Genomic DNA, 15430 nt, shown 5'->3' with positions numbered 1-15430 from the left:
CTAAACTTAAACTCTCTACTCCACAATTGTCTGTACTACCATTGTCTACTTGATCAGCTGTAATTGTAGCTTCTCCATTAACATCTAACTCAACTGTGATGTCTTGGGTTAATGCTTCTGGTAAAATATTATCTTCAACTGTCACTGTTGCTTCTTCAGTAGCTGTATTACCATTTACATCAGTTACTGTAAGTGTTACAGCGTTTGCCCCAACATTAGAACAATCGAATGAAGTTATATCTAAACTTAAACTCTCTACTCCACAATTGTCTGTGCTACCATTGTCTATCTGATCTGCTGTAATCATTACAGTGCCTTCAACTCCTAATTCTACTGTGATATTTTGCGTAACAACTGATGGTGAGTCGTTATCTGTAAATGTAATATCAAAAGTGGTTTGTATTGTTCCACCAAATTCATCTTCTACAGTTAAAGTAACAGCAGCAGTTCCTGTTTGGTCAAGCTCAGGCGTCATTGTGATGGTACGAGTAGCTCCTGTTGCAGAAATATCAAACACATTTAAGAGCGCAGTATTGCTTGAACTTGCTGTTAAAACTAAATCATCAGCTGCTGTCTCATTATCTGAAATGGTTACATTAACTACAGCATCTGTGTTGGGGCAATTTTCAGTAATATCTGATACAGGATCTATAACAGGGTCTGAATTGGTGCCTAGCGTAAAGTTTAGCGTATCTGTACAGCCCGTATCCGTGGTTACTGTTAAGGTATAATCAATTGCGCCTTGAGCTACCGTAGGTGTTCCCGTTATCTCACCAGTAGCGGTATTTAAACTTAAACCAGCAGGTAATGCAGGAGTGATACTAAATACTGTATTTCCATCAGACACTTCTGTAGGCTGTATGGGCGTAATTACTTCATTTACAACAATCACATAATCACTTTGTGGTAGATTGATTTCAACATCATTAAGAGTGATATCAAAACTTTCTGTTGCAGATTCTCCTTCGCTATCAGTCGCTGTAATGGTAATGGTTGTCGAACCAGAAGCACCATCAACAGAAACATAAGTTAATTGATAATCTGACCCCGTATTAGAAATTGTTAAGTCAGTGTCTTGAATTAAAGCCGCATTAGATGATGTTGCCACCACTGTAAGTGGTGTTTCTGGAAACTCATCACTAACCGTAAAATCTATTGGACTAAAAGAATCGCCCACACAAAAACTAAGATCTCCTATTAAAGAGACTACAGGTGTATCGTTGGCTAGGGTTGTGAAGTCAATGGAATCAATCGCTGTGTATGCGGTTGTTCCGTTATCATCAAATTCTGTTACGAAATGTAAAGTATAATCACTACCAGACTCTAAACCTGAAATCGTAAATTCTTCGGGGGTATTAGCTGCTAAGGGAGCACTGTCTGAATTTAGTACTGATACGCCACTGTAATCTAATCCTGCAATAATTTGACTTTCAGTTGGGACAGTTGACCCCTGTGGGACAACGATATAATAACCCGTAGATGGCGTATCTGTTTGTGCTATAAAATCTGCTGTTGTGTACGAAATATTACTAATTGAACCAGATGCATCAGCAACTGCCCCAACGATATCATCAATTTCAGATAATGTCCCAGCAGCATAATACCACGTTAATTCATCAGACTCTCCCGGCCCTAAATCATTAAACCTTACAAAAAGAGCATATGAGCCATCCTGGATATATCCAGTTCCTGTTACACTTGTTGGTTCATTAGGGTCGAGAGGGTCTTTTCCGGTAGAATTTGAAAAAGAACAACAAGAGTCAAAAGTTGTGTAAGCAAAGTCAGAATTACTATAAAATAAAACAACTTCTTGGTCAGAAATTACTTTAATCGCTTTAGATTGTTCAGTAGATGAACTAATTTCTTCAAAAACTCCATCATTTATATTTCCTTTTATTTTTCCAGGACCATCAAGATCTCCTACATAATCATCGCGTGTACCAACCCAAAGTCTTACATTATCTGCTGGTGTTGTATCTGTATTGGTAACTTTAACAGTAACTTCAATAAAGCCATCATTTTCAGGTAGATTGTATGTATTTTCGACTTGGAAACTTTGCCCATTAATTGTAATATCTCCAGTAGTTTTTATAATTCCGTAACCAGAAGTTGAACCGTTTAAATTTTGTGGAACAAAAGAGCTGTTTCCTAATCCATCAGTAAACTCTCCATAGGTATCGTATGTGCTGTTTGGGGAAGGGTTGTATTGGCTCAGATCAAAAGTTTGGTTGGACCAAGTTGGGTTATTGCTTACCGTTCCATTTCGATTCCAATTATTTGTTCCATCACCACCTACTCCAATTTCAATATCCAAGGGGTAATCAGAATACGTTAATTTAAACCAACGCTGTAAATCGCCATTATGGTAAAAAGGTTGTAATAAATTACCAATAGAATTTAAAGAATTATCTGTACCATCACCGAATCTTAGCCTACCATTTTCTAATACATCTTGAGAAAACAAATTGGATGTACTTATCAGTAAAATTAAAAATAATGTAACTTTTTTCATAATATTTATTTATTTATAATTTTAAAATTATTCATGTCAAAAAAAATTGTTTGAAAGATTTCTTTCTTACCACGATTTACTACGGCATACCTAACTCTACCAACATTTTCTTGTATATCTAAAGTGTGAAAAAGAAGATATGAATTGTAATTATCAGCTTCATTTTTAGCAATTACCTTAAACTTAGAATTAGATTGATTTTCTAAGAAATTTAAATCAACACCATGATCAAGTATTATCGATTCATGTAAATCAGAAGATTCATAAAAATGATTAAACAAATCTAGTAGTCTATCATTATGTGAAATATTGTTTTGCGACTGAGCAAAAGCTGATAAGGACATAATGAAAATCAGAAGAGTAAATAAATAATTTTTCATAAATTTTTTTATTAATATTAGATTACAAAGCAACATTTAAAACTACTTCTATGATTTACATATAATGTAAATCTTTTCGCAAATCATAAATATTTTTTCACAATTCATGAATTGTGAATTTATAAGCTTCTGTTTATTTATTGTTTAAGATGTTATAAATCCCTATTGACTCGGATGTGTGTTTTAAATAGGTAAAGTTTTTAGAACTTTATATTAGGTGGCGTACTTGAAATTTATAAAGTACAAAACCAGGCAGGGAAAGAATGGTTTTGCTGAATAAAAATGTATAGAAAACAAAAAAGCGCAAAGCAAATTCGATCTATTGATGACAATTAATTAGTAATTGGGTAGTAAAGTATTTAATTATTAAGTTGATGGAATAACTGAAAGCAACTATTAGCTACCTTCACTTTTAAAACATAGTAAGCAATGCATTTGTTGATGCTATTAACTTGTTATAAAAAAAGATAAGTTTAAGACTCTTTACTAAAGTCTAAATATTGTTTAGGTGTTAAACCAGAGAGTTGTTTAAAAACACGATAAAAATGAGACTTTGAATTAAAACCACTTATTTCTGCAATATCGTCGTAATCTAAGATTTGTTTCTTGTTTTGCTCAACAATTTTTATCTTAGCATGTGCAATGCGTTTTTTATTTATAAAGGTACTAAAGTTGGTGTTGGTAAATAGGTTAATAGCTTCAGAAACATAATTAGAATTGCTATTTACCAATTTAGCAAGGGTAGATAAATTTATATCGTGTTGTAAATACAACTTTTCTTTATCTACTTTTTGTTGTATTTTATTGTAAAGTATTCTATTCTCTTTACTAATTTTATCATTAACAGTATCTAGGCTATTTTCATTTAATCTGTTTATTTTAAATAATTTACGATTAAGACCAATCAATTTATACTTAATAAAGAAAAAGCTTAGACTAATTAAAATTAAAAAACCTAAAACAGCACTTAAGATGGTTAAATCGTTTATTTTTTGCTTATGCTTAATAAGTAATTTTGAATTTTCTAGGTCTTTTTCGTAAATTTTTAGACGCTCGTTGTAAATACTAATAGCATTTGTTTGTGTTAAAGAATCTAATTTTTCTTTTTTGTACAGGTAATCTTCTAGGTGTTGTAAACTTTCTTTATAATTTTTAGAGTACTTAAAGGAATTAGCGCTTAGCTTATGAAAATTTAACCATAAACTATAATTTTTTGGAGTTTTTTTGATTAATAGTTTGGCTTTTTCTAAAAATGTAATCGCTTTTTGTGTATCACCAGAAGCTTGGTAAAATTCTGCAGCTGTCAGGTTTGCTTTTAATAAGCCTATGCTATCTTTAGTTTGCATAGATGCTTGGTAAGCTAGAAATAATTGATCTTCCCAATCTTCTCCTACACTAAAATTTACTTCGGACAGTAAGCCATTTAATTTGGCAATTGCTGAATGTTTTTCTATTTGGTTAGCAATTTTTATTCCTTCTCTTAGGTAGTTACGAGCAGAATCGATTTCTTCTAACTTAAAAAAGCTTAAGCCTATATTGTAGTTCGCAATTATCCTTCTTGTTAGATTAGGTTTTGTATTAGGTAAAGCGTATGCAAATTGGTAATGTTTTTTATAGTGTTCTAGAGCTTCAATTGGTCGGCCAATTTGATTAAGCAGCATACCTAAATTGGTATTTGCTCTATTTAATATGTCGGTATTGTTACTTTTTTTTGCTGTTTCTACGGTTTTTTCTAAATAATATAGCGCGCTATCTTGTACTTTTAACAAACTATATAGGCTAGCTTTTTTTAATAGTACATCCAACCTAACCGATTCCTTTTGCAGGGGTGATTTTAATAAAGAGTCTAGCTTGATATTAGCTAAGGCATATTTCTCTTTAATAACTAACTTTTGATACTCGCTGTAAAAAAGTTCTAAATTTTGGGCAGTAGCATATTGGCAAATCAGGCTAATACAAAAAATTATGCTGTACGAATGTAATTTCTTCACTTCTATTCTGCTTCAGTAATTATTAAAATTGGTTTATTATAAAATAATGCTAGCTAACTAAGTACTTAACAATCTAAATATATAGATATACTTCTTTCATAGATTAATTAAAACGGTATTTACAGTTTGTAAAATGAATGTATTGAAAAGAATGTCTTGCAATAATTCGATTAAACATTACTTTTCATTTTTGCTTATCTTTTCTATATATAGCTTTGTAAGCTTAAGTTTATAATCAGTAATTTCTATTTCTTGTATTATATAATATATTTGCAATACAGAAACTAAAAAAAGGATAACTAGTAAGGTGTCGAACAAGCATTCTGTTGTTATTTTTTTTATCATTATACTTGGAATGAAAAAACACTAATATTATTTATATTCATAATGCTATTGAAACATCTAGCTAACTTAGCTTTGGAAATTTGAATATTTCGAAAGCTTATTTTAAGCGATAAATGGTTTTTAGCAATTAGGTTTTTTAGATGAACGTTTTTATTAAAATAGTTGTGTTTTAGATGTATTAAGGAAATGAGTCCTTAAAATTTTAATATATATATAAGCTTAAGCTGAAACTGAAAATTCTTTATGAAGTAGATTTTCTACATTTTGTAATTGCAATGGCTTCATAAAAAACCCCTTAAATATGCTTTTATTACACTGCTCTGCAATGCTTGCTATATTGGTGTCTGAAGAAACTAAATAAGTATCAAGTTTATCTTCAATATTACAATTGAACTTGTAATTATCTATTTCATTAATTAATTCAGCTCCATTTGAAGACCCTAGATTATAGTCCGTTAATATAACATCTGGCTGCTCAATTTTATTCGCTTTCAAATCGTTTAAAAAATCTTGGGAACTCAAATAAGTATTCACACAAACATCTTTATCAACTTCGTTGAATAATTTTTTGTGTACAAAACAAGTTATACTGCAATCGTCTATAATAACTATATTCATGATTCTAAATTCTACTACTTACTAAGCAATTAAGTCGCCAAGAAAACAAAAAACTGATTATAAGCACCTTACAAATATACTCTCTTTTAAAAATTCTAGTTTTTAGAATAAAGATTTAAAAATTAGAAAACATAAATGTTTCTACTATTCCATAAATGATACTAACACAGCATGATTTTCACTAAAAATTCTTAAGTCAAACTTTAGTAATTCATTAGCTATAGTCCTAAATATTACTATTTAGTTCTACTTAGATTACTATTTTTCAAGTTTTACGAATAAAGAATCAGTATTAATTTGTAATGTATTTTTTAAAACTTTGTAATAATTCATTCTCTATACTCAAACATTAGATGTTATTTTAAATCTAAATTATTGATGAATTGAAGCAACTCGTCTTTTATTAATGGTTTGTTTTTCAGGCATATACTGTTTGAATAAGTAGAACATGTAGCTGATGTAAATTTATCACCAAGCATTAATATTTTAAAAGGAATGGTTTTATTTTCTTTTTTATACAAAAACTTAACATCTTCTATAAAATCTAAACCCGTATAATTTGGGCTTAATTGGTAACTGCATATAATTAAAGCACACTCTAGAGGTTGTAAATCTTCTATGTAGTTTAATGCCGCAGAAACATTACTGAAATAAACAGATTGAAAGGGTGTATAAAGATCAACATACTTATGATGGATGTAAGCTGTATTTAAACAAGTGTCTAAATTTAAAATAAATTTATTAATCTTATTATCTAACCACATTATAATAGCTAAGATTTTATTTGTTTAAAAAATGATTTATTTTAGCATTTCGAACAAGCCTATACTTAGATTGAAGCATTTTAAATGAAACCTGCCTCCTAAATACTAACTAACTAACCAACAAAATTTAGGAGGTATGGCTTCATAAAGTAATGGCAGCAACATGCACTGCCTTTTATTGAATTGTTTTAATTATATTATTTAAGCAAAAGTTTTTGAGTTGAACGATGGTTGTTTTGATTTGTAATTTCAATAAAATACATACCTCTTGAATAACTTTTTAAATCGATACGGATTGAATTTCTTTTTACATTTATAATTTGATGCGTTAATTTGCCATAAGACTTGTAAATGCGAATATCTTTAATGGGTTGATTGCTTATAATACGAACATCGCCTTGGCTTAGATTAGGGAAGACTGTAAATAAATCAGCTTCAAAATCGGGTGTATCTAAATTAATCGTATTGTTAACACTTAAACTAAAATTTGAATTCTGGTCAAGCTCAGAATTTAAATTTCCTTTTGGTTGGCAAGATTTATCAACATTATGTAAATGGAATGGTATAAAATTGTCTTGGTTAGATGCCAATGCAATAACTGGCACTAATAAAACAAGTATTAATTTTATTAAATTTTTCAAAAGTAGTTTAAAATTGTGCATGATGTTGTAGAAATTTTTCTACGTTCAATTTCAATGCCTACATTCATAGTGCTGATTAACAATATTTTAAATAAAGAAAGATGTGTGTTTTTGTCTAATTTATAGAAACTAACTCTAAATATTAGAAGATGTAAGTATGTTTATGTAAATTTGAATCGGCTAAAAAATACTAACTAACATGCGATACAAAATTTTTGTAATTGATGACGACCTATGGTCTTCTAAAAAAATAAAGCACATATTAAATATGAATCCAGACCACGATGTGAGTTTGTACAGCGATCCTTTTAAACTATTAAAAGATCTCTCTAAAAAACCTGATTTAGTGTGTGTAGATTTTTTAATGCCCGAAATGGACGGAAAACAACTCATTGATAAAATATTTAAAATAAATCCAAACCAAGATATCTTAGTAATTAGTGGCCAAAGTAACATACCAGTAGTAATAGATTTATTAAAAGCTGGAGTTAAAGATTACATTATTAAAACAGAAGATTTAAAAAATTCCCTCTGGAAATCGGTTAATAATATTAAAGAAAAGAAAAAATTAACCAATGAAATCAAGTCGTTAAAAAAACAATTAAGAAACAAAAGCTTACAAAAAGCAGATATAATTGGTAAAGATTTAAGTATAAAATTACTTAATGCACATATTGAAAAAGCAGCAAGTACAAACATAAATATTTGTATTACAGGCGAAACGGGTACAGGTAAAGAGTTAGTGGCTAAATCTATTTTTAATAGTGCTGTAAATTTATCAGGAGAATTTGTTTCGATTAACATGTCTGCTATTCCTTCCGATTTATTAGAAAGTGAATTATTTGGACACGAAAAAGGAGCTTTTACGGGTGCAGATCAAAGAAAAATTGGCTTGTTTGAAAAAGCAAATAATGGTATTTTATTTTTAGATGAAATTGCTGAAATTGACTTTGAACTTCAGGCTAAACTACTTAGAGCAATCGAAGAGCGAAAAATTAGAAGACTTGGGGGTAATGAATTGATTAACGTAAACTTTAAATTAGTTACCGCAACGCACAAAGACTTAACTAAACTAATTAAACAAAATAAATTTCGAGAAGATTTATATTATAGAATTTTCGGTTTCCCTATTCATTTAATACCACTTCGCGATCGCAGGAATGATATTCCTGTACTTAGCGAATACTTTATTAATAGTCTTGCTAAGCAAAACAATAAAAAAATTCCAATTATACAGGACGATGCAATTAAAAAACTAGGCAATTATACATTTCCTGGAAATATTAGAGAATTAAAATCGATTATTGAATTGGCTTGTGTTTTATGCGAAGATTACATCATAAAAGCAAAAGATATTCGCCTTCCAAATGTAAAAAAAGCCCCATTTACTGAAGAAAAAACATTAAACGAATACAATAATGAAATTATACAATACTATTTAGATAAATATAATTTTAATGTAAAAAAAGTAGCTCAATTACTAGATATTGGGGTTTCAACAATTTACTACTTAGCAAAAAATAACAGAATACATTTAAAGTAAATAATGCATTGTATTATTAACCATAAAGAAGAACTATTAAGCTGCCTAGAAAGGATAAATTCGGCAAGGCTGAACCATGCATTTGTTCTTGTTGCTGAAGCTTCAAAAAAAGATTTTGAATCTATTTTTTTAAAATTAATTAATCAGCATAAAATCAACATATATGGTGGTGTTTTTCCAAGCTTAATTTTCAATTCAAAAATTGAAAATAAAGGTGTTATTATTTGGGCAACAAATTCGGTTATAAAAGCTAAAAAACTATCTTTAGCTTCAGATGAAGAACAAATGCATAACGAAATTCGTTCTTTTAAGCTAGAATCTGCCCAGTCTACTCCCAAAACATTATTAACCTTTATAAGTGCTTTTGGTAGCCATAAAGCTGCATTTTTAAAAAGCGTATATAACCAATTCGGCAATACAATGAACTATTTTGGTGCTGGTTGTGGTTCGGTAACAGACAAAAATGATAAAGAAATTATTACCAATAAAGGCTTGTTTTCAAACTCGGCTTTAGTAATAGAACTGGCTGATTATTTAAACTTAAATTATGCACATGGGTGGGATGCTTTTCCAGAAGTGCACAAAGTTACAGAATACGAAGGCAACGAGATTGTTTCAATAAATTGGGAACCTGCATTTAATGTATATAAAAAAATAATTGAGCAAGAAGCTAAACTAAACATAGATGCTAAAAATTTTGTAGACATTTCTAAACGTTTTCCGTTTGGAATTTTAAGGTTAGACGGATATTTAATAATTAGAGATCCTTACGGTATTACCCCAAGAAATGGAATTTTAACATTAGATAAAATTGAAGAAGGAGAGTTTATAAAAATAATGTGTGGTGACTCTAAAAGTCTAATAAATGCAGCTAAAAAATTAAATGCAAACACAAATCAAACCGTACTTTGTTTCAATTGCATTTCAAGAAAATTGTTCCATGAAGAAAATATAAATAAAGAGCTTCAACAAATACAAAATCAAAACCTTATCGGGGCATTTTCTGTTGGAGAGATTGTTAATCATGGAGATGTTTATTTAGAAATGTTTAATAAAATTGTAGCCACAGCCACATGGTAAATCAAGTATACGAAAGAGAAATTTTGTTAGAACTTACTTTTGCTATAAAAAGTGATAACGATAAACAGCAACTTTTAACCGATACGCTTGCTTTTTATGTAAAGAAATTGAATTGCTCAGCCGGTTTGGTATTAAAAATAGACGATGATGCTTTAACTTTTAAAGGAGTTTTCCCTATTAGCCTTTGCGATACAGGGAAATTGAAAACAATTCAAAAAAAGATAGAAGAAGAATTAAGCAACAAACAAAATACACAAAGCCTTTTTTACCACTTCGAATATAACAACTTACATCATTACGTCTTTAAATTATCTAGATACGGATATTTCATTGCAGTAAGAGCTAAAAAAATGAATGCATTGTTTTGTAGTAATTTGGTTCCTGTATTTCAATTTTATGGTAATGCCATTCAAAATGCCATTAATATTGAGCAAAAGTTTGAAATCCAAAAACAAATTGATCAGGAAGTTAAAATTCAAAACTTACTCATTAAAATGGCATCGACCTACGTTAATATAGATTTAAAAGATATTAGTAATAACATCCAAAAATCTTTAGCCGAAATTGGAAGCTTTGTTAAAGTAGACCGATCTTATATATTCGATTACGACAAAACACTTACCACATGTTCTAACACTTACGAATGGTGTGCCGAGGGTATAGAGCCTGAAATACAAAACCTACAAAATATACCAACTGATGAAATACCAGACTGGATAAACATGCATAAAAAAGGATTAGCTTTTTATGTAGAAAATGTTTCGGAATTGCCCGATGGAGGAGAATACTGTTTAAGGAACATTTTGGCCAGCCAAGGCATTAAAAGTTTAATAGCTTTACCTTTAGTTTATAAATCTAAACTAATGGGTTTTGTAGGTTTCGATTCGGTTAAAAAAATACGATGTTACACCGAAAAAGAACAAAACTTATTAAGTTTATTTGCACAACTGTTGGTAAATATTCAACTTCGAAAAAATGCTCAAGAAAGACTTATCTACCAAGAAAAAAAATACCAAAATTTACTGGAAAATGTAGAAGTTGGCATAATTGAAACAAATAATAAACTAGAAATTGAGTTTATTAATGAAATGCACACCAAACTATTTGGCTATGAGCTTTCTGAAGTAAAAGGGAAAAATGCAGTACATCTTTTTATTCCAGAAAATGAGCAGAAAGAATTTTTAAAAACATTAAAAAAACTTGAGCCTAACCAAGCTATAAACACCGAAATTAATTCGGTTACCAAGTCTAATACAAACAAAAATATATTAATAAGTTTAGGCGTTAAAAAAGATATCGACAATAACAAAACGGGCATAATAGGAGCATTTTTAGACAATACAAAACAAAAAAAATTAGAAAATGAATTACTAAATGCCAAAAAAGCAGCAGAAGATGCTGCTAAAGAAAAAGAAAAGTTTTTAGCAAACATTAGCCACGAAATGCGAACTCCATTAAATGTAATTAATGGTAATATTAGTGAAGTTATTCATTACGAAGAAAACCCTTTAGAACAAAAAAAACTATTAAACCAAAGCATTAATGCATCGTCTTATCTTTTAAATTTAGTTAACAACATACTTGATTTAGCAAAAATTAAAGCAGGTAAAATTAATTTGGTGAACAATGATTTTAACTTAAAAGAATTCTGTAATAGCACCTATTCTATTTTAAATTTTCTTGCTAAAAAGAATAACAATGAGTTTATATTTAAGTACGATGATCGTTTAAATATTACAATACATGCAGACCAAACTAAACTAACTCAAGTTTTGGTAAATTTTTTAAACAATGCACTAAAATTTACAAGAAATGGGAAGGTTGCTTTTAGTGTAAACTTGGTTGAAGAATTTGAAAAACATGTACATGCATCCTTTTGTATTTTAGATAATGGTATAGGTATTGAAAATGAGTTTTTAAAGAAAATTTTTTTAGAATTTTCAGTAGAAAACTCAAGCCCAGAAGGTACTGGACTTGGCATGCCTATTTCTAAAAAAATAATCGATTTAATGGGTGGTGAAGTGGATATTGAATCTACAAAAAACAAAGGCACAAAAGTTGAATTTAAATTGATGCTTAAAAAAGCATCTCTATCTAAACAAACCAAAAAAGCAAATCAGAACTACGCATTAATTCACCATAAAAACATATTAGTTATAGAAGACAATACTATGAATGCCATGATTGTTAAGCGTCAATTAGAACGTAAAAAGGCTCATGTTTTTTTAGTGAAAAATGGTTTTGAAGCTATAAAAAAACTCGAAAGCCCAACTTTGAGTTTCGATTTAATTTTAATGGACATACAAATGCCTGGCATGAATGGTATTACTACTACCAAATTAATTCGTAAAAAACTACAATTAAAACTTCCCATTATTGCTGTTACTGCAAACGTATTTAAATCTGATTTAAATTATTATTTAAATGAAGGTATGGATGCTGTAATAACTAAACCATTTACAGAAGACCGATTAATAGATAAGTGTATCGATGTATTGTCAAGCAAAAAAGGTATAGCCGAAAAAGAAATTTTACCTTCTTTAAACACAGATTTTAATCTTACGTATGTGCATAAAATAGCCGATGGTGATACTGATTTTTTTAATGAGTTATTATGCACATTTAAAGAAATTCTAGACGAAAGCATTAAAAATATTGAAGAAGCCCAAAAAACATCGAATCTAGGTTTACTCAAAACTACTTTACACAAAATTAAACCAAGTGTTGCAGATTTAAATCTGAATGAAATTTACAATAAAATTAAAAATATAGAAGAAGAAAAAAACGAGCAACATTTGATGAATTTAATTCCCTTAATGCATAATACTTTTCTTGTTTTAAAAGAAAAAATGAAGGACTTGTAATCTTCTGCCTGGCTTAAGTTATAGTTATAAATTAAATTTAATGAATTTGATTTTTATAATCAATGAAAGCCTTACAGTATAATTTTTTTAAAAGCCCTACTTCATTTTAATCTATTATCTTTTTGGCTCGTTGTAAATTCATAAAAACAATGGCCGCTATAATTAAAATAATGCCAATCCATTGGTTTAGGTTTTGGGTTTCATTTAAAACCAAATAACCCATAATAGCAGCAACAGGCAATTCTATAGCCGAAATAATTGCACCTAAACCAAGATTTATTTTTGGCATGCCAGCCGTAAAAAACAAGGGTGGTAATAGTGTTCCAAACAAAGCCAAAATAGGCCCCCAAAGCATAAAAATATTCAAATTAAATTCTGCTAAAGCAGGAATAGCATAAACAATAACCACCAATAAACCGCCAGTCATCATCCATTTGCTTCGTGAAATAGAATGTAAGCTAAGTCCAACACGATTAGAAGTAAAAATAGTGACGGTATAAGAAAGCGCTGCTAAAAAGCCATAAAAAACACCAGTTAAGTTTACTTGCACTTCACTAAACAACAAATTAGCTGCCAGTATTGTTCCTATTAAAATAACAACAACCGCAATTATTTTTTGTTTAGTAGGCTTTACTTTATTAACTAAAATGTCTAAAACTACGCCCATCCATACACTTTGCATTAACAAAACAATCCCGACCGAAACGCTAATATAATTCATAGCGATATAATAAAAAATACTTGTAAACCCCAAGGATGTTCCTGATAAAGCAAGATATAACTTGCTTTTTAAAAGATAAGATTTTGAAATTTTACCTGTTGGTCGTTTTTTCTTAAACCACGTATTCATAATACTTAAACACACAAAACCAATCGCCAACTGAGCTAGCGTTACTTCTCTTGTGTTAAATCCGTCTTGGTAAGCTAATTTTACAAAGGTGGTTAAAACTCCATAGCAAGAAGCAGCAATACCAACAAAAATGCTGCCGCGTAAAAATGAATTCATATAAACAGATTAATCTAGCTTATCGGCTAATTTGGTAAACACTTTACGTGGATTTTTTCCTTCGTAAAGTACTTTGTGTACTGCATTAATAATTGGTGTTTTTGTCTTTCGTTTTCCACTGTCTTCGTTAATTTTATAAGCACTTTTTACTGCATAGTATCCTTCGGCAATCATATTCATTTCCATTTGCGCGCTTCTAACCGTGTATCCTTTACCAATCATATTTCCAAAAAAACGATTACGCGAAAAAACTGAATAACCTGTTACTAACAAATCGCCTAAATAAGCAGAGTCGTTAATATTGCGTTTCATTTTATAGCGTTTTTTAATAAAGCGTTTCATCTCACGAATAGAATTGCTCATTAACACACTTTGAAAATTATCTCCATAGCCCAAGCCATGTGCAATACCAGCTGCAATGGCATAGATGTTTTTTAAAACAGCTGCGTATTCAGTCCCAATAACGTCTTCGGTTACTTTGCATTTTATATATTCGCTACTCATATATTTTGAAATAAGCAAAGCGTGTGCTTCTGTAGCAGAAGCAATGGTTAAATAAGAAAGTCGCTCTAAGGCTACTTCTTCTGCGTGGCAAGGTCCTGTAATTACACCTATATTTTCGAAAGGAACATTGTATTTTTCGTTAAAGTGTTCACCGACTATTAAATACGATTCGGGTACAATTCCTTTAATGGCAGAAAACACAATTTTATCGTCTAAAGCTACTGTTAAAGAGCTTAATTCTGCCGTTAAAAAAGCAGAAGGCACAACAAATATTACAATATCTGCCTTTTGTATAGCATAATTAATATTATTGGTTAAATCTAATTGTTCAACTTCAAACTCTACAGAACTTAGGTAATTAGGGTTATGTTGTTGAGATTTAATATGAGCAATACTTTCTTCATTACGCATATACCAAGTAATCTTAGGTAGGTTCTCCGTAAGAATTTTCACTATTGCTGTTGCCCAACTTCCTCCTCCAATGACTGAAATATTTGGATGCTGATCTTGCATGAATTATCATTTTTTCAAAATTCAATCAAAAATAGGCAATTTGACTGAAAGCTTTTTAAAAAATATAGTTTAAAAACAGTAATCTTAGCGGTAAAAGTTCATTTCGTCGATGTATTGCCAAACTGCATTGGGTAACATAGGGCGAATATTCTTGCTCTTTTGAATTGAATCGCGAATTAAACTAGCTGAAATATGCATAATTGGGGTGTTGGTAAAATGAATATTTTTATGGCTTTGAAAGTCTTCATTTATTTTCCCATCGCCTAAACGTGGACACACATAAATTTTGTGGTTTTCTAAAATAAATTCGTAGTTTTTCCATTTATGAAAGCTTCGCAAATTATCTTCTCCCATAATTAAGTTGAAGCTATATTCGGGATGTTTTTCTGCTAAAACTGCTAAGGTTTTTGATGTGTAATTAGGTGTGGGTAAATCGAATTCTATATTCGATGCTTTTAGTTTATCAAAATTTTCTAGCGCTCTATAAACCAATTCATAACGGTGGTGATTCTCCAACAAACTAGCTTTTTTCTTAAAGGGACTTTGGGGTGAAATTACGAGCCAAACTTCATCTAAATCTGTAAATTCAGCTAAGTAATTTGCAATGATTAAATGCCCAATATGAATAGGATTAAAGCTTCCAAAATACAAACCGATGTTTTTCTTCAT

At 30.0% G+C, this 15430-nt stretch carries 12 protein-coding genes; 3 read left to right on the top strand and 9 right to left on the bottom strand.

All coding sequences use genetic code 11. The features are described from left to right. The 6 genes from IEV63_RS07435 to IEV63_RS07410 all read right to left on the bottom strand — a co-directional run. A partial coding sequence (locus IEV63_RS07435) for an Ig domain-containing protein (RefSeq protein ID WP_188406166.1) occupies window positions 1-2512 on the bottom strand: 2512 nt, incomplete at its 3' end. Between the two features lie 5 nt (window positions 2513-2517). Beyond that, a complete protein-coding gene (locus tag IEV63_RS07430) occupies window positions 2518-2892 on the bottom strand; it encodes a hypothetical protein (RefSeq protein ID WP_188406165.1) in 375 nt (124 codons plus the stop codon). A 473-nt stretch (window positions 2893-3365) separates the two neighbouring features. After that, window positions 3366-4883 carry an AraC family transcriptional regulator gene (locus IEV63_RS07425; RefSeq protein ID WP_188406164.1) on the bottom strand — a complete coding sequence of 506 codons (1518 nt, stop codon included), beginning with the start codon at window positions 4881-4883 and terminating at the stop codon, window positions 3366-3368. Between the two features lie 564 nt (window positions 4884-5447). Beyond that, window positions 5448-5846 (bottom strand): response regulator, encoded by a 399-nt coding sequence (locus IEV63_RS07420; protein WP_188406163.1) that lies wholly within the window; start codon window positions 5844-5846, stop codon window positions 5448-5450. 356 nt (window positions 5847-6202) lie between these two features. After that, window positions 6203-6610, bottom strand: a complete 408-nt coding sequence (locus IEV63_RS07415; RefSeq protein WP_188406162.1) for a hypothetical protein — start codon at window positions 6608-6610, stop codon at window positions 6203-6205. Window positions 6611-6807: 197 nt separating this feature from the next. Continuing rightward, window positions 6808-7251, bottom strand: coding sequence for a T9SS type A sorting domain-containing protein (locus IEV63_RS07410; RefSeq protein ID WP_188406161.1), 444 nt, complete (start codon window positions 7249-7251; stop codon window positions 6808-6810). A gap of 199 nt (window positions 7252-7450) precedes the next feature. Between IEV63_RS07410 and IEV63_RS07405 the strand changes: the two genes are divergently transcribed. Genes IEV63_RS07405 through IEV63_RS07395 form a run of 3 tightly spaced genes read left to right on the top strand, consistent with a single transcriptional unit; the run spans window position 7451 to window position 12738 of the window. Next, on the top strand, window positions 7451-8794 hold the full coding sequence (locus IEV63_RS07405; protein WP_188406160.1) for a sigma-54-dependent transcriptional regulator: 1344 nt from the start codon (window positions 7451-7453) through the stop codon (window positions 8792-8794). Between the two features lie 3 nt (window positions 8795-8797). Continuing rightward, window positions 8798-9874, top strand: a complete 1077-nt coding sequence (locus IEV63_RS07400) for an FIST signal transduction protein (RefSeq protein ID WP_188406159.1) — start codon at window positions 8798-8800, stop codon at window positions 9872-9874. After that, window positions 9868-12738, top strand: coding sequence for a response regulator (locus tag IEV63_RS07395; RefSeq protein WP_188406158.1), 2871 nt, complete (start codon window positions 9868-9870; stop codon window positions 12736-12738). The genes IEV63_RS07400 and IEV63_RS07395 overlap by 7 nt, the downstream gene beginning before the upstream one ends. Window positions 12739-12844: 106 nt before the next feature. Here the strand turns inward: IEV63_RS07395 and IEV63_RS07390 are convergent, their stop codons facing one another. The 3 genes from IEV63_RS07390 to nadD all read right to left on the bottom strand — a co-directional run bounded on the left by IEV63_RS07390 (window position 12845) and on the right by nadD (window position 15430). Beyond that, window positions 12845-13744, bottom strand: a complete 900-nt coding sequence (locus IEV63_RS07390; protein WP_188406157.1) for an EamA family transporter — start codon at window positions 13742-13744, stop codon at window positions 12845-12847. 9 nt (window positions 13745-13753) lie between these two features. Next, entirely contained in the window at window positions 13754-14761 is a 1008-nt protein-coding gene (locus tag IEV63_RS07385; protein ID WP_188406156.1) for an NAD(P)H-dependent glycerol-3-phosphate dehydrogenase, read from the bottom strand. An 84-nt stretch (window positions 14762-14845) separates the two neighbouring features. Then, the gene (nadD, locus tag IEV63_RS07380; RefSeq protein ID WP_188406155.1) at window positions 14846-15430 is read right to left on the bottom strand and encodes a nicotinate (nicotinamide) nucleotide adenylyltransferase; all 585 of its coding nucleotides are present in this window, start codon (window positions 15428-15430) and stop codon (window positions 14846-14848) included.

This window comes from Psychroflexus salis, assembly GCF_014640175.1.
Lineage (GTDB): Bacteria > Bacteroidota > Bacteroidia > Flavobacteriales > Flavobacteriaceae > Psychroflexus > Psychroflexus salis.
Note: the sequence above shows the minus strand (reverse complement) of the source record. Positions and strands in the feature narration are given on the sequence as shown.

What these genes read in the sequence shown, in the direction of transcription:
- IEV63_RS07405 (WP_188406160.1), top strand. Translation starts at nt 7,451, where the DNA reads ATGCGATACAAAATTTTTGTAATTGATGACGACCTATGGTCTTCTAAA.
- IEV63_RS07385 (WP_188406156.1), bottom strand. Translation starts at nt 14,761, where the DNA reads ATGCAAGATCAGCATCCAAATATTTCAGTCATTGGAGGAGGAAGTTGG.
- IEV63_RS07390 (WP_188406157.1), bottom strand. Translation starts at nt 13,744, where the DNA reads ATGAATTCATTTTTACGCGGCAGCATTTTTGTTGGTATTGCTGCTTCT.
- IEV63_RS07415 (WP_188406162.1), bottom strand. Translation starts at nt 6,610, where the DNA reads ATGTGGTTAGATAATAAGATTAATAAATTTATTTTAAATTTAGACACT.
- IEV63_RS07395 (WP_188406158.1), top strand. Translation starts at nt 9,868, where the DNA reads ATGGTAAATCAAGTATACGAAAGAGAAATTTTGTTAGAACTTACTTTT.
- IEV63_RS07400 (WP_188406159.1), top strand. Translation starts at nt 8,798, where the DNA reads ATGCATTGTATTATTAACCATAAAGAAGAACTATTAAGCTGCCTAGAA.
- IEV63_RS07420 (WP_188406163.1), bottom strand. Translation starts at nt 5,846, where the DNA reads ATGAATATAGTTATTATAGACGATTGCAGTATAACTTGTTTTGTACAC.
- IEV63_RS07430 (WP_188406165.1), bottom strand. Translation starts at nt 2,892, where the DNA reads ATGAAAAATTATTTATTTACTCTTCTGATTTTCATTATGTCCTTATCA.
- nadD (WP_188406155.1), bottom strand. Translation starts at nt 15,430, where the DNA reads ATGAAGAAAAACATCGGTTTGTATTTTGGAAGCTTTAATCCTATTCAT.